Below are 24782 nucleotides of genomic sequence, written 5' to 3' on the forward strand. Positions count from 1 at the left end.
CAGTTATAACTAAATAGTCAATTTGGCTGCGGCTTAACTGGCAATTTGTGTGCCATTTTTAATGTATGTTTACACCTTTGGACTGATAGAGAAGGGCTTGTCATGGTATGGACTCAAACGAAGCGGCATCTGCAAATTAGTAGTGCCCATCCTGATATTGCTACTAGCCTTATTCAACAAGCTGACCTTATAGAGAGTTTGCTTGGTTTGCCGCTGCCTGATAGCGTGTGGAGTAAGCCCGCGCTGATGCCAACGCCTGATGCTTACCCAAGCCCTTATCATCAAGATCAACGAGCGCAGTCCTATCAGCAGCGTCAGCTGGCCCTCTATTGCGGCTATCGTATTAGCATTACGCTACTGCATCCGCAAGCAGGACTGGCTACCAAAGATTGGATAGGGCAGAGTTTAACAATTCACTGGAATACTGGCGATGCGCTGTTAACCAGTCAGATCCGTCACGGCATCATCACCGAAGTCGTCGCTCTAGGTAGCAACAGTGGTATGGCGGCCTATCGTATCATCTGCGAACCCGCTTTGAATCAATTACGCCTATCTAGTCATAACCGCCGTCATCATCATCTCAGTCTAAGCGAGCTGATCACCGATATTTTTAGCCCATACGACATGGAGGTTGAGATTGACGAGCGTCTCAGTGATGACAGTGTCTATCATATTCAGCACAGCGTGCAATACAACCAAACCGATCTGGCTTACTTAACGCAGTATCTAACCCTTTACGGCATTACTGGCTATTACCGTCACGAAGCCGACAGTCACACGCTGGTGTTACTACCTCATGATGGCGAAGCATTGCGACCAGACACAAACGATATCCAAAGCATTCTCAGTCAAAACCCAGCGAGCCTCGCTGACAGACAAGACCGTATCACCGCCGTTCGTCCGCAAGTTGCCCAACATACTCAGCAGAGTGATCTATATCGTTATGACAACCGCTTAATTGGTACTTATACTGGCAGTAGCACCAGTGAGCAACCTATTGACTCGGACAGCCCCAATGGTCACAGTCGTTTCTTGCACAGTCATAGTCACCTAAATGATGACGGACTCACCGCGCTTGCCACCCGCTACCAGCAGAACGCACAGCAGCTTGCCAGTCTTGGTAGCCTAACTGGCAACATCCGTCACCTGAATCTGCCAAGTGCCCATTATATCGATGGTAATCCTTATTTAACTGATCCGCTCAGTCTGGTCTCCATACATCAGCACATTAATAACCACATACCTGCAGACTGGTTGGGCGCAGTTGCCTTTGATCCTATTACCTTGCAGCCGAATGCCAGTCATGACAATGATGACGACAGTGATAATAATAACAACGTCCATTATGTTAATGCCTGCTATCTACCGTTTCCACATCATCACCATATTCCCTTTGGTCAGCAACTGAGCGAGCTTGGGCAACCACATCCGAGTCTCACAGGTCTCATGAGTGCCAGCATCATAGACACAGACAGCAGTGCTATTACTCATGACCGTAACCACCGCGCTCATATCAGATATCACTGGCAATCTGATGACAGTAATGGCAGCGATAATAATAGCGACAATAGTCATGACAATGCCCACTGGATACCCATCGCCAGTCACCTCGTCGCCGATCACATGGGACAGACCCATCCCTTGCGTCATGGACAGCATGTACTCATCGACTTCATCGGTGGTGACTTAACCCATCCCATCATCATCGGCAGTACCCATAACGGACAAGGCAATTCTGATGCTCAGCACAATAGTATCGTTAGCGACTCAGGTAGCATCGACGCCACCAGTCCAGCTTGGTTCATCAACCAAAGCCATGCTTACCCCATAGACGGTATCAAAACCCAAAGTATCGACAGCAGTCGTACAGGCGATGCCACCAAAGACAGCATCACTAATGGCTACAACCAGCTCATGTTTGACGCCCATCCTGATAGCCCACAGATCAACGTCTATAGCAGCAGCCATCAGTCCAGCCTAACCATTGGTCATCTCTACCAGCACACCGACCATACCCGTGGTCAAGCACGTGGACAAGGTATCAGTATCGAGACCCAAGCGGCTGCCAACATCCAAGGCAGCACCGGTATTCATATCAGCAGTAGCCAGTCAGATCCCTCATCAAACCCTCACATGAGCCATGACAGTCATAGCAAACTACAAACCGCTGACCAACATCAAATAGCCTATCAAAGCCTAGCAGAAACCCATCAACCTGTCGGCATAGATGGCAGCAGTCAAAGTAGTAGCAAAGGAGGAGAGCAGCAAACGCCATTTGGTCAATTTAGCAAAGACACCAATGACAGTGCGCTAGATGATGCCGGACAATGGCAACAGTCCAACCTGCTCATCGACTCTCAGCGCCACCTTGCCATGCTCACAGGACAACACAGTCAACATACCAGTACTGAAAACACACATAGCCACGCCACCGATAGCACCCATCATCACAGTCAAACGCAGATGAATCAGCTGGTGGCAGGGGACATCCATTACTACTCAAACAAAGCCCAGACCCATACCGCCGCTCATGGTGATGTGACGATACAAGCGCATCAAAGTGAGATGCGACTCGACAGTGAGCAAGTACTACGCATCCACAGCCGAGACAGTATAGAGATTATCGCGCCTGATACATTGACCCTAAAAGCGGCAGGCAGTGGTATTGAGATAACAGGTGGCAATGTGACGTTTATTACGCCTGCTCAAGTGGGATATAAGGCGAGTAAGGTGGATCGGGGTAGTGGGGGTGGTAGTAGCCCAACGATTACCATGCCTCAAGACGAGCTTGCCGACTGTGCTGCCAAGACTGGTAGTGCTGGCAATAAAGGTGGAGCGGTTTAGGTATGCTAATACCAAAAGTAGAGTTTCTCGATGACATTCAAGCGACCGACGAGTATCAACAGCAACTTAAGGCTTTATATTTAACAGTCTTTGATCATCAATATAAAACGCTGACAGTCCTTATTGATCTAAATACTTACGGCACAGCCGTTTTTGATTTATTAGACTGCGGCATAGATTTGCCATTTGAGCGCATCAAACGCATTCATCATAGCTTTAGCGATGATTTGGCACTTATTGAGATGTTACTAGATAGTAGTAAAGGTCAACGGCTACTTGAGCAGCTACTGGCATTGGCACTATATGAAAACACCTATGATATATCTGGTCACCCGCACCCACGTAGCGTCTGTCTATGGCTGTTTGACCAACCAATCACTGAAACGCTAAAACATAGTATCTATCTGATAGGACAGGCGTATGGAATGGGGACAAACAAGCGTCGTTATTTGCGCTATTGGGATCCTAGAGTATTAGCGCTATTAACACACCTGTGGACTGATCAACAAAAGCTGCAAGTATATCAATTGCGATTACCTCGTATTCACTATGTAGATTGGAATAACACCTTTACAGAGGTAGCGTTGCCGGCACCCAATGAGGTCTATCCGTCTAATACGAAAGTGGCACTAGAGCAGCTTAAGCAGTTACCTTTTCGCTTCAGTCAGCAGCAGTGGGCACTGCTTGAGCAAACAGAGTGGATAAATATGATACTACGGCAATTAAAGGGTCAAGTGGTAATCAATGATCGAGTTTATGAGATTATCATCAGTCAAGCCCTACTGATTGCTCAGCGTAAAATGTCGCAGCAGCAAGCCATTAAAAATATTGTCAAAAGCTTAGAGCGAATTAAAAATAAAGGAGTACAGGCATGAGTGATGGTTTGTGGGATTCTATAACAAGTGCTCTAGGAATGAACGACGATGTAGCAGATGTACTAGATGTACCAGAAAGACCTGCAGAGTCAGCACCTGCAGAGCAAATACCGGAAAGTGAAGGTGGCACGCCTACTGCCACATTAGACACAATCACAGTAGTTGCCTCAAGTGACGCGTGTAGCTATGGATGTGGACAGACAGGTATACCTATTTTACCTGTGGTATTTAGTCGAGATGATTATAGAGTAAGTGGCAAGGACAAGCGTTATTTTGGGGATGGGCTGTCTTCAGAATCAGCCAAACATGATGCTATCGCGAGTCTACCTACACAGGCCTATTTATACTACATATCTAAAAGCATCGATCTACATAAAAATCCTGTGTGGTCGATTATAGAGATATTTACCGGTGAAGATGGTGCGCTAAGGTATATCAAAACATATTCCAAAGAGGACTTTGTAGAAAAAAAAGAAGATACTAATAAGATAGATGTAACAAATATAGATGAGTCTGACGATGACACACTTGATGAAATAGTACAGCCAGCTACCTGCGATCGAGATAGTCATAGTACGTTAGATAGTAAATATATTACCTTAGAGCCAGGTCAGGTAGTATGGCTTATGGTCAGTCATGCCAAGCTAAGTAAAGCAACATTAAAAAAATATTTTTACGATGCAGCATTACGTAATAAGCGTATGCAGCAGTTCGTTGCTGATCGTTTAACAGATAACGATAATACTGATGGGATATCTTTCCTTTCACCTGAAATAGATTATATAAATAGTTTTCATCAACGAAAGCAGCTAGAGCAGGGCGGTGACATCGGTGATAAACTTACAGTACATGAAAAATATGCAAAAGAAATTGTTAATGAAGATGAAGATGAAGATGAAGATTTCATTAAAAAGGATGCTAATGGTGCTATGAGTTCGGCTTCTCAGCTATACAAAAATATGAAAAGGGGTATTAATAATAAGATAAGCGAGTTCGAGAAATATATAGATAGTGGCTACGGGGATAGCGAGGATGATAAATTATTCGAAGAGTCTGACAAGCATCAATTGAAAATTTTCAAAGATACTAAACCTATGATGGTTGCTCTATATGACCCTGTAGGCGAAGTCATCGCAGCCGCGGAGAAACGTAATTACTTAATTAGCCAGCTCAGTGAAATATCCGAAGAAAGGGATTATAGTCGTAAACTTATTAATGCTTTGATTATAAAAAATCTTGAAAAATCAAGTATAAAGACGACTGAGTTTAAAGGCAAAGACATATTTAACTGGGGGGATAACGATGTTCTAGGGACAGCGCTTAATATCGTATTCTCAGATACTAATCCAAAGACTTTGATATTTAAGCATATTAATAAGCCGAATTATCAGCATTACTTACAAACTTCCCAAAAAATAATTGATCTTAAGAAAGAGATTGTCAGTGCTCGTAAAACTTTTATTAAAGCTATCGGTAGCGAAGATTTTAAATACATTTTAGAGAATGACTTTGATATTGAGCTTACTCATGAAGCAGAAACTGCCAAAAGCTTTGAGTCTATGATTGCTCGTTGTATCGTAGGATGTGGTACTGATGATAGTAACCTTGGTGTGCCCCAAAGTATCTTAGATGCCTTTGAGATCAATCCGCCTAAGAGTGATGAAACCACTAACGAAGAGTTTAAAAAAGTATTACTACCTCAGCTAGATCGTAGTCTCGGAATCAACGAAAACTGGTTAATCAAGGCACTTGGTGGCTTAGACAAAGAGTTTGTTAACGAACTCTATGACTTTAAGAAGAAGGACAGGGGGTCTGAAGCAGCCGGTTCAGGTATTGGCTATGTCAGTGACAGAGCCAGTACTGCTAAACTTAATCAAATTACAAGTACTATCGCCAACAAAACAATACTTATAAATACGCTTAGTCACAACTTGTTGAAGCTTTATAAAAATAATCCAGAAGCAGCTAGACAGTTACATATTACTTTAGAAAAAAGCATCTTTCATCATTATGGTCTTTACGTTGTTGGAGAGAGTGTGACAGCGAGGGTCGAGACTATAACGACCTATGCAAGTATGGCTGCAGATTTTGTTTTGCCTAAATGGGTTAAAAATGGCATCGATAAAAGAGCATCTAAAATGAAGGCTGGTCTTAAAAGTGGTTTTGAAGACTTCTCAGGTCTTAAAGTGGTTAAGCAACCTACTTTTGGTACAGAGGCTGAAGCTAAAACCTATGTACTCCATTATGTTAAAGAAGTTAATCGAAGCAAGCAAGGTGCTAGTGCACTTGAGCCACTGCATAATGGAAAGCCTATTGATTTAGATGTGCTTAATGCAGATGAATTAGCGGCTCATGCAATAAAGTGGCATAACAGAAAAATGAATGTTGGTGCCGGTTTAGTATCTGGTGTGGTTGCTTTTTTTCAATTAAATTCACTTCTCGAAAGTATGCCAGAGCTTGCAAGACTAGAGTATGCAGGCGATGCGTCATTATTAACGGAAAAGCAACTCGGTGTAGCAAGTGGTGGCTTGGCTCTAGTAACAGCAAGTATGGATGTGACCGCTTCAGGAGCTAGCTTGCTCGGTAAAGCTAGTTTTGCAAACAAGCTGGTATATCGAGCAGGATGGATAGGCGTAGCTGGAGCAGCACTGGAGGTTGGGAGTTTAGCTATATATGGTCATCGTAAGTTTAACGATGGGAACACTGCTTCATGGGTTTATACTGGCGCTGCTGCTGTATCTGTATCAGCTTCGGCTGCAGCGGGTTTGATTTATGGTTATGCAGCAGTTAGTACAGCAACAGGTGGAGCAGCTGCTATTCCAGGCGCTGTGCTGCTCGGTGTCATGATGGTAGGATTGTCTTTAAGTTATGGTTTTCAAAGACTGGCTTATAAGTATGATGACAAACAGAATACTCTGATAGAGTATTGGTTAGACAGTAGTATCTTTGGAAATCACAACATGCAAGAACAAGGTTATAAAGACTTAAACCCATTTAAGACCTTTACAAGCTTGGCAGAAGATATCAGTGGATTCGTCACTGCTTGTACAAGCTTTGTTGCTAGTAGTGAGTTAAGTCAGGATCCCATAACTAATAACAGTGGTATTTTGGGTTTTACTGCTTCAAATGTACTAAATAACATCAAATTTAACAGTCGAATCGTTATTGAAAACTTTGCTGATGTCAGTGAACTAACTATATCTGTTGAGCTGGTCAAAAATAATGGTGAAGTGTTAACTAATATTTTTGATATGAGTTTATCATCGACGAATGGTTCTCCATTATCTACTGGCAGTGGCGTTTATTTTCATCGTAATCAAGTAATTATCAAAAAAGAAAAGAACGCTACAGTTATAGAGATAAGAGACATTTATATTGAAGATAGTGTTTATAGTGAGGATAGTATAAAAAAAGGAAAGGTTATTATCAAGTATATTCCCGATAGTACTCAAAACCCTACATATCCACTATATAATTTTTCTTATATGGATAATGAGAAATATTAAAAGTTAATAATATTAATAAATTGAGTATAAAATGATATTGCCCATACCTCAACAGCTTCCTATTGGTAAAATAATTGGCCGTCCTTACGAAGGTAAGATTGCTGACTTCAACGAGCAAGAGTACAGTGTATATAGGCTAAGTGGGCTTATACATGAAATTAACCCAGATTATTTATTATTCCACCCATCAATAAACTCTATCCAAAATGTATCCTTGTTGGCATCTTATGCATCAGCTTGGTTATTTGGACAAAGTTTCTTTATTGCTCTAGTAGTTTTTCACGATATTATATTTTATAAAGGTATAGATTTACTGTTTCTTATAGGTATAGCTGTACAATTGTTATTATTATTGATGCTTGGGTTTGCACCTTTTCTAACTTTAAAACAGTTTAGAACTAAACAGTCTCGCTACTACAAAATTCTGCTACTAAAAAGTACTCAACAAATTGCCTATTATGAACATAATAAAAAGCAAGAACCTATCTTTCATTTGATTGATTATAAAGATATTATTGCCTCTGTCAGAGGTAATGAAGGTACTAAATTTGAGTCTCTTAACTTACATATTGTTGATAAAACAACAGACGAATTGATTCATTCGATTAAATTTGATGATCATAGACTCAGCCCCTATGACCAATGGGCGTTTATCCGTACCTATATGGAACGTCCAGCCGATGAACTATCTTTAGATATCGAATATGCTCAAGAATGCCCAACAGACATGAGTACCTCATTACTTGCGTGTGCTGACATTGCGCAGGTATCAAAGGACGTCTATTACTCTAATGCTACTCATGAGATAAATCTAATGGGGTGGTCACGAGCCTGTATCGTCAGCTACTTAGATTTAGCCGAAGGTAATATCTACCAATCCAGTGCCAATCCTGCACTGCACTCTGAAGTGCAGCGTCGGCTCATGTGGGATGGAAAAGATAACCCATATAACGTGTTGCCTGTCACCGCAGAGCGCCAAGCCGCCTTTGATAATAAAAATACAAAGGTCAAACTGAAATGGTACTCAGGCATAGCAGTAAATGCGACATGGTTTATCGGCTCGATACTATATGTGATGTTGGTGATTGCTTAGATAAGAATAAGAAGGCTGTGAATGCAATTACGTGACGATTTTGCCACCCACATCAGTGAACTTAACAATCCTATAGAGCGTCCATACTCTCAGCCTATAGACAAGACGCTACTTAACGATAATGAAGATGATATCAGCTATCTTAATAGAGAAATCCATAATATAAACCCTGATTATCTTACCTTTTTCCCCGCTTATTTCTGGTATTTCTATTTTGTTATTGGATGGGTTTATTTTTCTGTTTTTATGTTTTCTCTAGTTTTTATTGATGAAATTTTTCGCTTAAAAACTTCTAATATCCCTCTATTGTTGTTGGATATTTTTATATTACTATTGATGTTTATCGTATTCTGTGTGCCATTAGTCCTAATCCTCTATCAATTCATTACCAAGAAACCGTTTCGCACCCAATACTACTTTTTAAAGCAGCAGCAAAAAATAGCTTACTACTACCGTCCGCTATGGAAAATCAGACAGCCCTACGTGCTAAAAATAGTAGACTACAAGGACGTCCATCCAGACCTCCATCAAGACAAAGGCAATCGGGCGTATACACCCCTTAATCTTTATGTCGCTGATCCTGAGACAGGCGATATCACCCATCATCTAAAGTTAGAGGACTATAACGTCAATCCAAGAGTGCAATGGGCGTTTATTCGCACCTATATGGAAAGTCCAGCGGATGATCTGCCAATAGACAACGAAATCTGCCAAGCTTATCCAACTGATACTAGTAAATCACTATTTGCCTGTGCTGATATTGTCTTTCGCAAAAATGGCATACTACCTAGCAATCATTCTGGCGGTGATCAGATCATGGTCTTTATCATAGGCTCAATAATAGCTTTAGGTAATCTGTTTCAGGCAAATCATTATCAATGTACCAAGCGAGCCATCTTGCATCCTGACGTGCAAAAGCTTTTAACCTGGGACGGTCAAAACAATCCCTATCCGATACAGCCTATAACTGATGAAGCCGAACTAGCCTTTGAAGGTAGAAACTGGGAAGTTAATGTCAGGTGGGTATGTATCATACTTATTAATGCTGGTTTATTTGTATGGGCAGTAGTGGCATATAATACTTAGTAGTTATCTACTATAGCCCCTAAGTTAAAGAAGAAATAAGATAAGTAGGGGGTTTGTCTAGAAGACCCATGAAATCAATACTGATTTTAAGTAATGGACTCAAACTATAATCTAATAACTTTAAAACCGATACAGCATTGTTTGTATGAATGCTTACTGACTCTGCCATGCAAACAGAAGACAATAAAATTTGCTGCTGGTAGCATATGATATGTAAAGAAGCGTGGTTCTAAAAAGATATAGATGAAATTCTTACTGAAGACCATCTAGGGAGTGGGCGTTTAAAGAAGAGATTCAGTTTAATAAGAAATATTAAGGCATAAGAAAAAGGCTTCCAATTGCTTGGAAGCCTTTTAATGTAATGGTACCCGGAGCCGGACTTGAACCGGCACGCTATTGCTAGCGAGGGATTTTAAATCCCTTGTGTCTACCAATTTCACCACCCGGGCAAAACTTGTTTTATCTAAAATGTAAACTAGCTGATAGACCATCTAGTTACTAGATAAGTGCTCGCTATTATAGTCAATTATGATAATAATGCAAGCTTAAATTAACGTAAAGTTAATAAATAATTGGAGGCTGGAGTCGGAATCGAACCGGCGTTAACGGAGTTGCAGTCCGCTGCATGACCACTCTGCCATCCAGCCAATCAAGGTGGCCTATATTAGCAAAACTATAATAAATTACAAGTGATTTTTTCATTAAAAACAGGTTATTTACTACCTTATCTATAAATAACCCTAATTTAGAGTTATTTATACGATTAATAGGCTTTAAGATGCTATCACCAAGCTAGTGCTCAGTGATGTTTTCTAAAAATAATGGCGATGAGACGCTAAACGATATCCTTGTTATCACGTTTTGCTTTTTTAATATCACGATAAGTTGCGGTGCAAATTAATATCAGCACCCCTAACGTAATCACTGGCCAAATCAAAATATATGAGCCGTAGATAAAGACGTTATCCATACTATCTCCTTATAGTCTCTTTTAATAGTCATCGGATGATCAGTTTGATGACGCTATGACAAACTGACCAACCGTTGTTTACATCAAATAATTTCAGTTAAGACAATTTAAATTTGTGGTGTATCAGGCTTATTATCGTAGTCACCCACACGCTGCTTGATTAAGTCAAAATCAAAATGTTCGTTACCCATCAGGCTGACTATCACACAGACGATAGTACTAGCGCCATAAGCGGTCAGTGAGGCCAGTAGAACCATATATTGACGTAAGAAGCCAGTGGCAAAGATTAGCATCAGTACGAGCGTGATAGCAGCGGCTCCCATGCCTATCTTACGACCTAAGAATCCAAAGACCATCAGACCAATCACGACAGCACCACCGACACTGGCCAATATCTCGAAGAATAGGGCAGTGAAACCTGTAATCGGTAGTAATTCAAAGCGTACAACACAGAATAGAAGAAGTCCGATGATGACGGCTGAGGTGAAAGCAGTATTGGTCACGCGATTCCAGAAGACACTGGCAATGACAGGAAAGACGATCGCCCCCCATAATGCGCCAACGAAGACTAGCATCACTAAAATGTCTAGTTTAAAGCTGGCAAAAATCAATCCAGCTGCCGTCGCAACAATCATCGTGCCACGACCGACGAGCATCATAGTTTTTGGTTTAATATGACCTTTTCTAGCGATGTTTTTACCATAGACATCAGCCATCATAATCGTCGATAGTGCTGATAAATCGGAGTCAGCAGTGGATGACAATGAACCAATCACTAAGATAAAGAATAATGCGATAAAGACAGGATGCAGGTAAGTGCTGACCATCTGTGGAATCAGGTTATTCATATTGCCATCGAGTGGTTCGATACCGATGGTGACGGCCATCAATCCAATCATACCTAGACCAATGACGATACCAGCGTAGCCGACGGTGGCTGTGACAAAGGTGGCCTTAATCTTAGTTTTATCAATCGCAAATAATCGTTGGGTAATGGTTTGGTTACCGATCGCGTAAGCCAATACCGCAACGAAATAGGGCGCACCTTGCTGAAAGAATGCTTCAGAAGAAAAGAAGTTTTGTTGCTCCAATGTCAGATTTGACAGTCCTTCAACCATGACTTCAGGCCCACCCATCGCAAATAGTACCGCTGGGATAATGACAACACCAATGGCCATCAACGCGACCAATTGGGCGAAGTCAGTAAATACGGATGCACGGAAGCCTGACGTTAACGTATAGCTCAATACCCCGATACCCGCGATCATCACACCGGTTTGGAATGATAATGGTGACAAGACTGACACCAGTGCTCCAGCAGCAGTGAAGTTGACCATCAAGCTAATTAAGCTGCCCATAATATTAGATATTGCTAAAATTAATTGGCTTGATGAACCATGGCGGGCATGGATGAGCTCGCCTAACGTGTGACCATTGGGGGCAAGCTCACGAAAGCGCATACCAAAAGGGTAGATGAATAAAATCATCAACGCGCCCCAGAAGCCATAATGTATCGGTCCTGATACGCCGTATTTATAGCCAGAGGTAGCCGCGGCATAAAATGAAGCAGCCCAAATCCAAGTGGCGGTCATACTGGCCGCGCCCATACCAAAGCCAACACCGTGGCCTGCCACCATAAACCCAGAAGTTGTTTCTTTGTCCTTTTTTATCAACAAAGAAAGCAGGTAAGTGCCGCCATAAAAAGCTAGTAGTAATAAAATAATGGTTAATGATGAAAATTGGAACAATGACTCAGTTTTCAAACTTATACCTCGCAATTGTTTTAAGTAAATAAAGTTTATTAAAATTATCTATTCCAAACTATTGAGCATACGACATAGCCTAAAAAGCCCTCATACTGGATGTATGTGGCTAATGTAAACAGCAAAAATACCAACTGTAGTGTTGAGCAAGTACTAAGTGTCGTGCCGCTGTTTTATGACTCACATCGTGTTAAATCAAAATGACAGGGGCTACTCTCAATAGGCGTCAGTTAATGGATAAACCATGACACTATTAATAGGCATACACAAAGGTAGCTGAGTGCTAAAGAAAACTCATATGATGAGCGTCTATAGCAGAATTACGAATGAGCACTAAGCCATAAGGGCATGACCTGAGCTCGGTTTAGACAGCCTTATCAGCTGTAATAAGCAATAGTTAAGAGGTTTTTACTCAACTATCGCATTGATGCATCACCTGTAATTCAAATACCAAATCCAATACTGTGTGAATAATCAGCACAGTGAACTTGGTATTAATAAATAAAACTACAGATCTGTTAAGTGTATGTAACATGTTCGTGAGGTTAGGGTAACCTATTATGTCGTCAACCTCAAATTTTATGCGAGATTAATAGAGCATTTCCTCAATTCAATTGCTTACCACTTAAATGGGCTAAAAGTAGCTAAATCTAGCCAAACAATGTCAGAAATCTAGTTAATATCTCGATATTATCTGCGCTAGCTTTTTCATTTTACTGTAACTTATCTTATTTTTATTGATATCTTTAAAATGGGGGCACGACCTTACCTTGAACATCTGAGCATTCAAGGTAAGCCATTAATAGATAGTCTAGGTTTAGTGAAAGGGGTGGTATTGAGAGTTGTTACGAGAAGCTAATATGAGTAAATTTAAGATGATACCTATTCATTAGTTCTATGAATTAGCCTTTATTACAGAATACGTGATGATGGATCAAATGCCTGAGTAGTAGGTCACTCTATCGTTACGTAAGAATCCTGCTAATCCCAATCCATAACGCTCAGCGACACGTACCGCTGTACTGGTAGGCGCAGACATGCCAACCAGCCAAGGTATGCGACCACGGATAGATTTCTGTACCAGTTCAATTGATAGGCGTGAAGTCATTAGCACACAGTCGACATCGACCTTTTGACGCAGTTGCCAGCCAATCAGTTTATCGAGGGCGTTATGACGTCCTACATCCTCAAATAGATATAACTGCTGCTGATGTATCGTTGCCGCTGCATGTACGGCGCCTGTTAGTTGGTGGGTGTGCTGTGTGGCATCGACTTGTTGTCGCATTTTTAATAAGTCGTCTAGACTCGGTGTTGTGGATTTTTTATTTGAGCCGTTTGATACATTATCTTGGGCGTAACTACTCAAATCAGGCAAAGCTTGTGCCAGTCCAGTGATACCGCACATGCCGCAACCTGTGCGCCCTGCGAGCTGACGTTTCTGTGCTTGGATACGTTGATGGCAGCGTTGGTTTAAGATCAGTTCCACGATGTAAATATCATAGTCCTGTAGCTGTTGTAAGGTTTGCTCAAGGCTTTCTGCTTCAACATCTTCTGATTCCAGATCAGCTGATTCTTGAGTAAGGGGTTGGTAGCTTGCGGTATCGGTTAGCTGAGTGACGTCCCAATCAAGCAATTCATGACTGTGTTGGATCAAGCCTTCGCTAAATAAAAACCCAACAGCTAAATACTCTAACTGATGCGGGCTTGCCATCAATACCGCATAGTGAATACCATTGATAATTATAGCAACAGCAGCCTCTACAGCGAGACTGGCGGGTTGGCGATCAATATGTACTTGAGCAGTGTTGTCATCGTTGTTGTTAGCGGATGAATAATAATGCTTTTCTGATAAATGGGTACGTACCAGTGGCGTCATCGATGTGTTTACGGTTTCAAACACATTGCTTTCATGCGGCGGTTCACTGGTGCGCTCATGCTCTTTAACATAGGTCTCAGTTGTCATCATTTTACGATCTACTTCCCACTTACTATACTGGCTCAGTAATGCTTGCATTGACCCGTTGTAAGACAACCGTCGTTGATTTGTACGCTGGTATGTGTGAATCGGGCGCATGCGTGTCTAAGTCAAATAAGTCGTTACATTCAGGGTAATAGGCGGCAACAGCATTAGACGCAATATCCATTTCAGTCAATACCAGTGGCCCTAGTGTACGCGGCTGGCTAGTACCATTTGGGTTACCTTGTCGAGATACCATGACACTATCACCTGCATTCCAGCCCAGGCGGCTGATTTCATCAGGATGCATCAACAAAACATCACGGCGATTGGTTTGACGATAGCGATCTTTATAGCCGAAAATCATCGTATTAAATTGGTCATGACTACGCACACTGGTCAATTGCCAAATCTTTTGTCCATCGTTTTGATCGTCATCAACGCTGCCATTTTTTCTCGCATTGTCTTCAAGAGCTGATGTTGTTTCTGCCATTTGTGCGGCGACATAAGTAATTGGGTATTTGGGTACTTCGAACTGTGCCTTACCACTGTCAGTGTTCCATATGCGATGGCGAGCAGCATGATATAAATGAAAGCCACGTTCAGTAGTGCGAATGCGATGATTAAAATTTTCGAAGCCATTGATAGCTTGGGCAACATAGTCACGAACGATGTCAAAATCCTCGCTCATGGCTTGCCAAGGAATAGTAGAGTCAGGGCCAAGCACATGAGTGGCTATGTCTGCCACAATCTGTGATTCAGACTTTAAGGTATCACTGACAGGTTTGAGCGTGCCTTGAGTGGGTACTACCTGACACATAGAGTCTTCGATGGTTGCAAATTGCTCGCCTTTAGCCGTCACGATGCGTTCAGTACGGCCTAAACATGGCAAGATTAGATTGTTTGTACCCGGGTACAGCATAGTCTCATTTAGCTTGGTACCTACGAATATATTAAGCTGAGTTGTCGTCAAAGCTTGTTCAATGGCACTGGTATCAGGTGCTGCCACAGCATAGTTGCCACCCATGCCCATAAATATTTTTAGTTTACCAGCGATAAGCGCTTTGGCCCCAGTAACCACGTCATAGCCATGCTCTTGTGGCATAGGATGCTCAAAAACACGCTCCAGACTGTCTAGTAAGCTTTTGCTAGGGCGTTCATGGATACCCATGGTGCGATCACCCTGTACATTAGAGTGCCCACGAACAGGAGACGCGCCTGCGCCATCAATACCAATCATTCCCATTAATAATAGTAGATTGGTAATCATCGCGACATTGTCATCACCTTGCACATGCTGAGTGATGCCCATACCCCATGTGCAAATCGTTGCAGGACTAGCAGCAACCAGTTCGGCGAGATTTATAATATCTGTTTCTAGAATACCGCAACCAAGCTCGATATCTGCCCATGACTGCTCTGCCAACCACTGTTTTATTGGCTCAAAACCTGATGTATGAGTGCTAATGAAATCGTGGTTGATTTTATCGTTTTCAATCAGCCATTTGGCGATACCTGTCAATAACGCCGCATCGCCACCGATCTGAAGTTGAACTACTTCATCGACCATGTCATTGCTTTGGCCTGCTGCCATATGTGTGGGTTTTTGCGGGTTTCTAAATTTACTTAGACCTTGTTCTCGCATGGGATTGATAGAAATAATTCGACACCCTTGCTCGTGAGCATGGGCGAGCATCTCAAGCATTCGTGGATGATTGGTTGCTGGATTTTGTCCAAACATCAAGATAAGTTTGGCTTGCTCAAAATCTTCTAACTTGACCGTTGCTTTACCAATACCTAACTGCCTTCCTAGCATGACCGAGGTTGGCTCGTGACACATGTTTGAGCAGTCAGGTAGGTTATTAGTACCGAAACAGCGTACGAACAACTGATACATAAAGGCTGGCTCGTTGGTGACACGGCCTGAGGTATAAAAGAGCGCCTCATCTGGCGAGTTCAACTGTTTGAATTGTTCAGCGATACGTTGGTAAGCCATCTCCCAAGAGATCGCTACATAGCGGTCTTGCGCGGCATCATAATATAGCGGCTCTGATAAGCGGCCACTGTGTTCTAGTTCATAGCCAGACCACCCTTGCAACTCAGTGACGGTGTGTCGCGCAAAGAACTGGGCATCTGCTTTTTTGGTCATGGTTTCACTAGCGATGACTTTGATACCATTTTCGCAGACGTCGATAGCTTTGTGTGACTTGTGGTCAGGCCAAGCACAACCTGGGCAATCAAATCCGCCTTGAGGTTGGTTGCTTTTGAATACGCTGACACTGCCACGCAAAAAAGTTTGATAGTCCATCAGTTTACGAGTAGAGGAAAACAGCGCAGGCCAACCAGCAGCAGGGTGGGAGTAGACAGGAATTTTGCGCATGACAAACCTCATAGATAAATGGTGATGGATAAGTTGTTTTTATAGACGACAACTATATAATGATGAGCGAGAAATTTGTAGAATCAGTAACTATAGATAACAAAAAACCTTTGAGAAGATTGAGTGTTCTCAAAGGTTGATAAGTGACCTATGCTGTCAAATCTGTAGACATTCACTTGGGAGATTTTAGTTACGTAGCCTGACAATAAAAGTCAAACCACATCTGTCTTGGCGTTCTATAGCCTAAATCCATAAAGTGAGTAATACCGAGCACCTTTTCGAAGAGGGTTGAATCTCATATAGTCAATTTTCTCGGAATATTAAGTCTCCGATAAAGTTGGGGCGGTTCATCTTACTCAATATATTTTTTTACTTATAACAAAATGCAAGTATTGTCGAAATGTCGGGATATAATTTCTATACGCATTGCAAAGTTTCCATAAACTGCATTTTGCTATTCAGCATCTCTTTTTTCAGCCAATTTTTAAACACCACCTTTCTCTCATCTTCGTAAAAAGGGTGATAAGACAATAAATGATAAGACGAGCTGTCTGCCATTGGAGGATGGATTAATTCTAAAAAGTGATGCGAAAGTTCTTTTTCCACCATAAATATTGAAACAATAGCGGTTCCCAAACCAGCTAAGCATCCCTCAATACATAAGTAAAAGTGCTCTAACACCATGGTCTCGTACGATAAAATCTCGCTACTCACTAACTTGGATTTATTTATGTGATGCCAAAAATTTGGTCGAGAAGAAGTCAGTAATAGGGTATTCGTTGGTTCAGTTCTAGGGTTGCGGACAGCGACTATGTATTCTTCAATAATTTTCTCATGAAATATATTTTGTTCCCATTCAAAATCATTTCTGCGCAAAGCAATATCAATAGATTTCCCTTGAAAGTCTACTGTTCCACCATCCGTTAGCAATACAATTTCAAACCCATAATTTAATGAATTAAATTCAGCCAAACGCGGTATCAACCATTTCATTGAAATAGTGGGTTCACAGGAGAGTACCAGTTGCTTTTTTCGATGATCTTGTCTCGTTAGATCTACAAGACAGTCATCTAATTTTGCAAAAACTTGCTGGCAACAAGAAAAAAGTAGATTGCCATTGGCTGTGAGCACCAGTTTCTTATTGACTCGGTTAAACAAAGATACACCTAAAGCATCTTCCAAATTCTTAATCTGTTTACTTACTGCACTTTGTGTCACAAACAGTTTCTGAGAAGCAAGCGTCACACTATTATGCTCTGCAACGTAGTAAAAGAACCTTAATGAATTCAACGATATTTTTTCTATCATGCCAAAATCTCATAGATGATGATGTAATAAACTCAATTTTAGTTTATCTGTAAATGTAGGAGAATGCACTTAAATTAATAATATGAAAAGACTAATATAAAGATAAAACTCTTTATATATTGGTATTTTCTTTATAGAGTTCATTACATGACAGAATTTTTTACCGTTATCATGATTACCATTCTTGCTGTGATTAGTCCTGGGGCTGATTTCGCTATTGTTACTAAGAATAGCTACCTATACGGGCGTTCAGTCGGTGTGCTAACGTCTATTGGTATAGCGCTAGGTGTCTTAGTACACGTGACTTATACGTTAGTAGCTGTTGCGACTGTAATGAAACTTGCGCCAAATTTTTTGACAATCATAAAATATCTTGGTGCACTTTATCTTATTTATATTGGTTATAAGACATTCATACAAAAGCCTGTACATGACGTCGGCGCTTCTGCGCGCATCAGTTCCGGACAAGCATTGCGCTATGGTTTTTTTACCAATGCTTTGAATCCCAAAACTACATTGTTTGTCATTAGCACGTATACGCAGATTGTTAGCGCCAGTACCCCAAAATCTATTTTAATCGGTTATGGATTGTTTATGTCTGTGGCTCACTTCATATGGTTCGCCTTGGTGGCTTTATTGTTCTCTCAACGGACGCTAAGAGAAAAAATGCTAAAGCAGCAAGTCGCAATTAATCGTGTCATTGGTTTTATATTAGGTCTATTAGGTGTGTTCTTGCTCTTTGCAAACTTAAACTAAAGGAATTAAATATGAATAAAGTTACCTTTATCGATATGGAAGGGGGTTTAGTTCCGGAGATATGGAAATTAATGTAAGCATTGCGGCTGATAGGTATTAAAAGCTTTTGCGCAAAGTAGAGAAGTGTCTCTATTTATTCTTAAATCACCTAGGGTGTGTCATCGATTAGATTATGAGGCTTAAAATAAGAAAAATTGTAGATAAATAATGTATTAATGTGCTAATTGATAACACACCCTAACACTCTAATAACTTTAAGGTTGAACTTTCATGACGCTACAAATTGATCATATCTCACTATCGGTTGCCAACTTAAATAATGCTGAAAAATTTTACGATGCTATTATGCCTATTTTAGGTGCTAAGAAAGTAGAGGGTTCAGCCGAGGCTTTAAAATACGGCATTCGGAACACGCCAGCTGCTCATCATAATAGCTATCTGACTATCTTTGAGGCACAAGACTTCACTCGTAACCATGCTAACCATTGGTGTTTTCAAGTCGATAAGAGAGATAGAGTTGATTCCTTTCATGTTCAAGGCATTGCTAATGGTGGATATGACGCTGGGCAGCCAGGACTTCGAGCTGAGTATCATGAGGGTTATTATGCCGCTTTTCTAATCGATCCTTCAGGGAACAAGATTGAAGTCGTTTGTCATTCTTTATAAAATTTATATAATGACTATGATGATTAAAAATGAGGAGGGTAGATCACGCCAAGGATAGCCGACACGCATACGATACAGTACGCCTTCGACCGTTTGTCTAAGATTCCCTGTGACATAGATATTAAGCTCTAGTAATATAGACCTTAGTCTTGTCCAGTGTTGCTCTTTGAGCAAGGCATAGCAAACGACGTCCTTTTTGTGTAAGAACTTAAAGGTTACTCGTTTGCTATTTTTTTGTTCCTAATGTTCAACACGCCCATTTAACAGGCGTTTTTTATTTAGCATTCAAATGCAGCTGTTTTGCGGATTAGCTTAAAATCAAGCTGTCATCTTCGACTTTTTCGCCACGAGTTTGCTCAAACATATCGAGCAAGTCATGTACAGTCATGCCTTGGCGTTTGTCGCCTGACACGTCTAGTACGACTTGGCCTTGATGCAACATAACAGTACGTGTGCCATGCGCCAATGCTTGTTGCATCGAGTGCGTGACCATCATAGTTGTCAGCTTATTGTCCGTTACAATCTTATCGGTCAACTCTAAGACAAAAGCCGCTGTCTTTGGATCAAGTGCCGCTGTATGCTCATCTAGTAATAGAATTTTAGACGGTTGCAATGATGCCATAAGCAGACTGACAGCTTGTCGTTGACCACCAGACAACAGTCCCATACGGTCAGTCAGGCGATTCTCTAGTCCAAGCTTTAAGACTGAGAGTTTCTCTCTAAACAAGTCGCGGTTATTTGGGTTTAGGGCAAAGCTCAAACCACGTTTGCCGCCGCGCTTATAGGCAAGCGCCATATTTTCTTCAATAGTGAGCGCTTCACAAGTTCCTGCCATTGGGTCTTGAAACACACGAGCAACCCAATGAGCACGTTGATGCGCAGTCTTTTTGGTGACATCAATACCGTTTAACAGGATTGAGCCACTATCGACGCGTGTGGTGCCACTGACTGCGTTTAGAAAGGTCGACTTACCAGCACCATTGGTACCGATGACCGTCACAAACTCACCATCTGCAATGTTTAAATTGATACCGCGTAGTGCAGGGTTTTCAATGGGCGTTCCAGGATTAAAGGTCAACCGCAAATCTGTAGCTTGCATCATAATAATTATTCCTTATGGTTGCACATTGACATTAAGCTCGAACTTTACGACTTAAGAATTTATTTTTAGCTTTTGGCAATACCAAGGCAAATACGACGAGTAGCGCTGTAATCAAGTTCAAATCCTGCGGGCCAAAGCCAATACTACGCAGCGTATCACTCGATAGGGCGACCTGAATAAATAGCTTGTACAGCACAGCACCAACGACCACGGCAAAAGTAATCAGCCAAATGCGCTTGGCCGGAATGATGGTTTCACCGATGATGACCGCTGCTAGACCAATGACAATCGTACCGATACCGATCGAGATATCTGCACCGCCCTGAGTCTGAACGAACAATGCACCCGCTAAAGCGATCAAACCGTTAGACACTGCCATACCAACGATGGTCATCCATGAGGTATTAATACCTTGAGCCTGCGCCATTCTTAGGTTTGAGCCAGTGGCACGCATTGAAAGACCAGTCTCGGTACTATAGAACCAGTTTAAAAACAGCATGGCAAGTATCACAACCATACCAATAATCAAACAGCGCATCCAATAGCCATTACCATCGGTCACCAAGGTGCTAAACACCGTGGTTTCGCCCAATAGCGGTAAGTTTGGCGCTCCCATAATACGTAAATTGATAGAATATAGGGCAACCATCACTAAAATACTGGCAAGTAATTGCAGTATGCCAAGTTTGACATGCAACCATGCAGTAACGATACCAGCGACGGAGCCTGCTAACATACCAAAGGCACAGGCCAACCATGGGTTGATACCAGCGATGATGGATATACCAGCGACTGCGCCACCTAGCGGAAAGCTACCATCAGCGGTCAAGTCGGGAAAGTCGAGCGTACGAAATGAAATCAGCACGCCAAGTGCAACAAGGCCATAAATTAGACCGCTTTCAAGCGCACCAAAAAAAGCAATTAAGGACATAAGATATTAGTCGGTTATCATCAAGCGTTTAGCGATTATTATCACAAGCAAAAAGCAGCAAAGGCATGAAGCATGCTGCCTATAAGCCTATATAACCCAAACGGCTAAGCGGTGAATTTAACAGATTAAGCAATCTGCGGTTAGGGTAAACCAAAACATCTTCCTATGAGGAATGAGCATAAAATACCTTGGTTCGAAATTCGGTTTTAATGCTTATATCACATTAAAAATAACCCAGCTCATATACCAGTAGCTGGGTCATTTTTATACTGAAATAATAGCAGTAAATATAAGCAACAATCTATGATTAAACTATCTATATAGTCGTTTAACGTGATGCTTACATTCAGAGGGCGCTATTCTACCACTTCTTTTGCTTTATCGATAACTGCTTGTGGCAATGTGATGCCTTCAGCTGTGGCATTTTTTGGACTGACATACAAATCAAGTGCTTGTGGTGTATAAACAGGGATATCACCTGCTTTTTCACCGTTCAAAATACGCACCACAATTTTACCTGTTTCGCGGCCAAGTGCATAATAGTCAACGCCCAATGCGGCAATGGCACCGCGTGCAACAGAACTGGTGTCTGAAGCAACCAGCGGGATTTTACTTTCTTTAGCGACTTGGAATAGCGACTCGTAAGCAGATACCACGTTGTTATCGGTTGATGTGTAAATCATATCGACTTTACCTTCGAGGCTACGTGCAGCCATTGCGATGTCGGTACTGCGCTGGGCAGGGGCTTCATGTACAGTGATGCCCATTGGTGTCAGCTTTTCTTTGAGATTTTTTAGGATGATGGTAGAGTTCACCTCACCTGGGCTATAAACATAACCTACATTTTTCAAGCTTGGAATAATTTGGCGCATTAAAGCAATTTGTGGCTCATAAGGGAGCGCATCAGAACCACCAGTAACGTTGGTGCCAGAACCATCAAGCTTTGATACTAATTTGGCTTCTACTGGGTCGGTTACCGCAGAGAATACCAAAGGAATAGTGCTGGTAGCAGCCGCAACCGATTGTGCTGATGGCGTACCAATGGCAACGATAACATCTGAGTTGTCTGCAACAAATTGCTTGGCAATCTGTCCTGCAGTAGCAGTGTTACCCTGTGCGCTTTGGAAATTAACGGTTAAGTTTTCACCGTCTTTAAAGCCGGCCTCATTTAGCTCATCGATGACACCTTTGCGTACGTCATCAAGCGCTGGATGCTCAACAATAGCCGTAATAGCGACGTTTTTCATCTCTGTTGCGGCATCGCCAGTAGCGCTGTCAGTACTACCAGTATCTTGTGCTGATTGATTGCAACCAGTCAATAGAGCGGTACAAACACCGCCTAATAATAGCGCCTTACTAAAATTGAAATGACCAAAACGATTTTGATACAACATGGGTCTCACTCCTGAAAATAATAATGTGTCCGTACATTATTTAATAAATAAAAATGATTGCTAGCGGTTCTTATATTGATAACACGCACCAGATAGGTAACGATTACTTATTTGGCACTCTTTGCTTCTTTGTCGACATTGATGGCATTTTTTAGCAGCTCATCGGTCAAGCTTACGCCTTGTTCAGCCGCATGTTTTGGGCTGGCATATAAGGTTAAGGTATTCATGACTTCGGGCTTGATCGTATTGACGGCTTCGCCACTTAATACTCGATATACCATTTTGCCTGTGGTACGACCAAAGTCATAGTCATTGACACCAAGCGCCGCAGTAGCACCGCGTCTCACACTAAACTCGTCTGAGGCAATGACAGGAATATCAAGCTCATTGGCTGCACCTGCCATCGCTTCAAAGGCAGAGACGACATTGTTGTCTAACGAGGTATAAATAATATCAGCACGACCAGATAAGCTACGCGTTGCCATAGCAACGTCCGTTGGGCGATTGGCAGTGACTTCTAATATTTTAAGGCCACGCGCGGGTGCAGCTTTTTTCAGTTGATTGAGTACTGATACAGAGTTGACCTCACCTGGGCTATAAACGTAACCAATGGTCTTAGCATTAGGCGCAATTTTTTGAATGTTGTCTAATTGCGGCTCAATAGGTAACTCGCTAGATAGGCCTGTCACATTAGACTGGATAGGCACAGCGTTTGCGTCGATAAGCTTCGCTGCGACCGGATCTGAGATAGCGGTATAGATGACAGGGACGGTTTTGGTTGAAGCCACGATTGATTGGGCAGAGGGCGTTGAGATGGCCACGATGGCATCTGGGTTGTCTCCTGCGAACTGCTTGGCAATCTGACCCGCTGTCGCTGTGTTTCCTTGAGCGCTTTGGAAGTTAATTGTTAGGTTTTGGCCTTCGACATAACCGTTGTCAGCCAGCTCGTCTATGATACCGCGGCGCATCTCATCTAACGAAGGGTGTTCGACAATTTGCGTGATGGCCAATGTTTTGGCGGGCTTGCTAGCATCAGCAGTGGCGTTGTCATCAGTTGCAGCAGTGTCTGTAGCATTTGAGCAGCCAATCAGTCCGAGAGTGGCGCTGATAGCAGCACCGTATAGGCTTAAGCGTAAGGTAGAAGCAATAGTCATTATTAGGTTAACTCATAGGTTATATCAATCGTAAAAACCAAGTACATATCGTTAGATGTGTTCAGTCTATTTATAAGAGACCTTACTCGCCTTCGTTATGCTTGGGTTTTAAACATGATATTGGAAAATGCAGGTTAGCCGAGTCAATGCTATGTTGATGCCAAAATAGCAGGCTAACAATAAAGTAATCGTTCCATCGATCATTATGTTCATATTATGACAGTAATGTAAGTTATCGCAATAAAAAATTCAGTCGTGTTCGTCATCGGTGCTAATAAGGAGTAGGTTGGCTATCTTATTCAGTAAAGTCACCATCAAAAAGCTTACAAGCTAGCAACGCATCTATTACGGACTGCCTTCATAATTAACGTAAGCTAATTTTTATACGAGAATTTTCTAATACGAGAATGATAGTGAGTCCAAAATTCACATTACTATTACGCTGATGTGGCGAATATAAAACTCACGCTGGTCTCTACTTGATATTGTTTAAACGAATACTCTGCAAGCACCATTATGAAGGCAACATTATGAACACTGCTAATCTTAAACTATTAACCATCGCTGGCATCACTGCTACCTCATTGATTTGCTTACCTGCTATGGCAAAAAATGGTCATGGAAACGGGCACGGGAATAGAAATGGACACGGAAATGGCAAATCTGCTTATGTCCATAAAGATAATAACCATCACAGTAAAGCCCGACCTAATATTAACGCTTATCGCAATGCTAGCCCTAACGCCTCATTCAAGCGTGATCTCGATAGATACGGTTACAGAGTAGTCGGCAAGATTGATAGAAGAGATTACGATCGTTCGGTCGTCTTAGACCGTTATGATAACCGCTACATTCGTATTCGCACGCCAGAAAATAATATTGTGACGGTGATTAGTGACACGTTGCAGATTATTAATATTTTGAATAGGTAAGGCTTGGTTTTTATTCATTTAATAAATCAACCATAAAAAAAGATGCCACTAGGGCATCTTTTTTA

At 41.8% G+C, this 24782-nt stretch carries 17 protein-coding genes, 2 tRNA genes and 1 pseudogene; 8 read left to right on the forward strand and 12 right to left on the reverse strand.

The features are described from left to right. Positions 1-102: 102 nt before the first annotated feature. Genes AAEY75_RS04005 through AAEY75_RS04025 form a run of 5 tightly spaced genes read left to right on the forward strand, consistent with a single transcriptional unit; the run spans position 103 to position 9404 of the window. Positions 103-2844 (forward strand): contractile injection system protein, VgrG/Pvc8 family, encoded by a 2742-nt coding sequence (locus tag AAEY75_RS04005; RefSeq protein ID WP_352258543.1) that lies wholly within the window; start codon positions 103-105, stop codon positions 2842-2844. Between the two features lie 2 nt (positions 2845-2846). Further along, positions 2847-3719, forward strand: a complete 873-nt coding sequence (locus AAEY75_RS04010; RefSeq protein ID WP_352258545.1) for a hypothetical protein — start codon at positions 2847-2849, stop codon at positions 3717-3719. Further along, positions 3716-7225, forward strand: coding sequence for a toxin VasX (locus AAEY75_RS04015; RefSeq protein WP_352258547.1), 3510 nt, complete (start codon positions 3716-3718; stop codon positions 7223-7225). Before AAEY75_RS04010 ends, AAEY75_RS04015 begins: the two co-directional genes overlap by 4 nt. Positions 7226-7256: 31 nt before the next feature. After that, positions 7257-8318: a DUF2304 domain-containing protein gene (locus AAEY75_RS04020; protein ID WP_352258549.1), complete on the forward strand. Its 1062-nt coding sequence runs from the start codon at positions 7257-7259 to the stop codon at positions 8316-8318. Between the two features lie 21 nt (positions 8319-8339). Next, the gene (locus AAEY75_RS04025) at positions 8340-9404 is read left to right on the forward strand and encodes a hypothetical protein (protein WP_352258551.1); all 1065 of its coding nucleotides are present in this window, start codon (positions 8340-8342) and stop codon (positions 9402-9404) included. Between the two features lie 362 nt (positions 9405-9766). Here AAEY75_RS04025 and AAEY75_RS04030 read toward each other — a convergent pair. The 7 genes from AAEY75_RS04030 to AAEY75_RS04060 all read right to left on the reverse strand — a co-directional run bounded on the left by AAEY75_RS04030 (position 9767) and on the right by AAEY75_RS04060 (position 17782). Continuing rightward, positions 9767-9853: transfer RNA gene (locus tag AAEY75_RS04030), tRNA-Leu, on the reverse strand. Between the two features lie 124 nt (positions 9854-9977). Next, positions 9978-10051, reverse strand: a tRNA-Cys gene (locus tag AAEY75_RS04035). Positions 10052-10239: 188 nt separating this feature from the next. Continuing rightward, the gene (locus tag AAEY75_RS04040) at positions 10240-10374 is read right to left on the reverse strand and encodes a putative transporter small subunit (protein ID WP_220034714.1); all 135 of its coding nucleotides are present in this window, start codon (positions 10372-10374) and stop codon (positions 10240-10242) included. Positions 10375-10481: 107 nt separating this feature from the next. Next, positions 10482-12122 carry a sodium:solute symporter family protein gene (locus tag AAEY75_RS04045; RefSeq protein ID WP_352258625.1) on the reverse strand — a complete coding sequence of 547 codons (1641 nt, stop codon included), beginning with the start codon at positions 12120-12122 and terminating at the stop codon, positions 10482-10484. Between the two features lie 949 nt (positions 12123-13071). Beyond that, on the reverse strand, positions 13072-14013 hold the full coding sequence (locus AAEY75_RS04050; protein WP_502944367.1) for a formate dehydrogenase accessory sulfurtransferase FdhD: 942 nt from the start codon (positions 14011-14013) through the stop codon (positions 13072-13074). A 112-nt stretch (positions 14014-14125) separates the two neighbouring features. Beyond that, positions 14126-16474 (reverse strand): FdhF/YdeP family oxidoreductase, encoded by a 2349-nt coding sequence (locus tag AAEY75_RS04055; RefSeq protein WP_352258555.1) that lies wholly within the window; start codon positions 16472-16474, stop codon positions 14126-14128. A gap of 417 nt (positions 16475-16891) precedes the next feature. Further along, complete coding sequence (locus AAEY75_RS04060; protein ID WP_352258557.1) at positions 16892-17782, reverse strand: LysR family transcriptional regulator; 891 nt, start codon at positions 17780-17782, stop codon at positions 16892-16894. Positions 17783-17929: 147 nt separating this feature from the next. Between AAEY75_RS04060 and AAEY75_RS04065 the strand changes: the two genes are divergently transcribed. Then, positions 17930-18538 (forward strand): LysE family translocator, encoded by a 609-nt coding sequence (locus AAEY75_RS04065; protein ID WP_352258559.1) that lies wholly within the window; start codon positions 17930-17932, stop codon positions 18536-18538. Positions 18539-18808: 270 nt separating this feature from the next. Next, the gene (locus tag AAEY75_RS04070; protein WP_352258561.1) at positions 18809-19204 is read left to right on the forward strand and encodes a VOC family protein; all 396 of its coding nucleotides are present in this window, start codon (positions 18809-18811) and stop codon (positions 19202-19204) included. A 27-nt stretch (positions 19205-19231) separates the two neighbouring features. Here AAEY75_RS04070 and AAEY75_RS04075 read toward each other — a convergent pair. From AAEY75_RS04075 to AAEY75_RS04095, 5 genes and pseudogenes are all read right to left on the reverse strand, one after another. Next, positions 19232-19378 (reverse strand): annotated as a pseudogene (locus AAEY75_RS04075) (IS5/IS1182 family transposase); the annotation flags it as partial. Positions 19379-19511: 133 nt separating this feature from the next. Further along, entirely contained in the window at positions 19512-20306 is a 795-nt protein-coding gene (locus AAEY75_RS04080) for an ABC transporter ATP-binding protein (protein ID WP_352258563.1), read from the reverse strand. Between the two features lie 31 nt (positions 20307-20337). Beyond that, entirely contained in the window at positions 20338-21237 is a 900-nt protein-coding gene (locus AAEY75_RS04085; protein WP_194197089.1) for an ABC transporter permease, read from the reverse strand. Positions 21238-21593: 356 nt separating this feature from the next. Then, entirely contained in the window at positions 21594-22631 is a 1038-nt protein-coding gene (locus AAEY75_RS04090; protein WP_197216388.1) for an ABC transporter substrate-binding protein, read from the reverse strand. Positions 22632-22738: 107 nt separating this feature from the next. Beyond that, on the reverse strand, positions 22739-23785 hold the full coding sequence (locus tag AAEY75_RS04095; protein WP_352258566.1) for an ABC transporter substrate-binding protein: 1047 nt from the start codon (positions 23783-23785) through the stop codon (positions 22739-22741). Positions 23786-24315: 530 nt separating this feature from the next. On the opposite strand from AAEY75_RS04095, the gene AAEY75_RS04100 reads away from it, so the two are divergent. Then, positions 24316-24717, forward strand: a complete 402-nt coding sequence (locus tag AAEY75_RS04100; RefSeq protein ID WP_352258568.1) for a hypothetical protein — start codon at positions 24316-24318, stop codon at positions 24715-24717. Positions 24718-24782: the final 65 nt, after the last annotated feature.

The organism is Psychrobacter sp. TB55-MNA-CIBAN-0194, assembly GCF_040309505.1.
In the GTDB taxonomy this organism is placed as follows: domain Bacteria; phylum Pseudomonadota; class Gammaproteobacteria; order Pseudomonadales; family Moraxellaceae; genus Psychrobacter; species Psychrobacter fozii.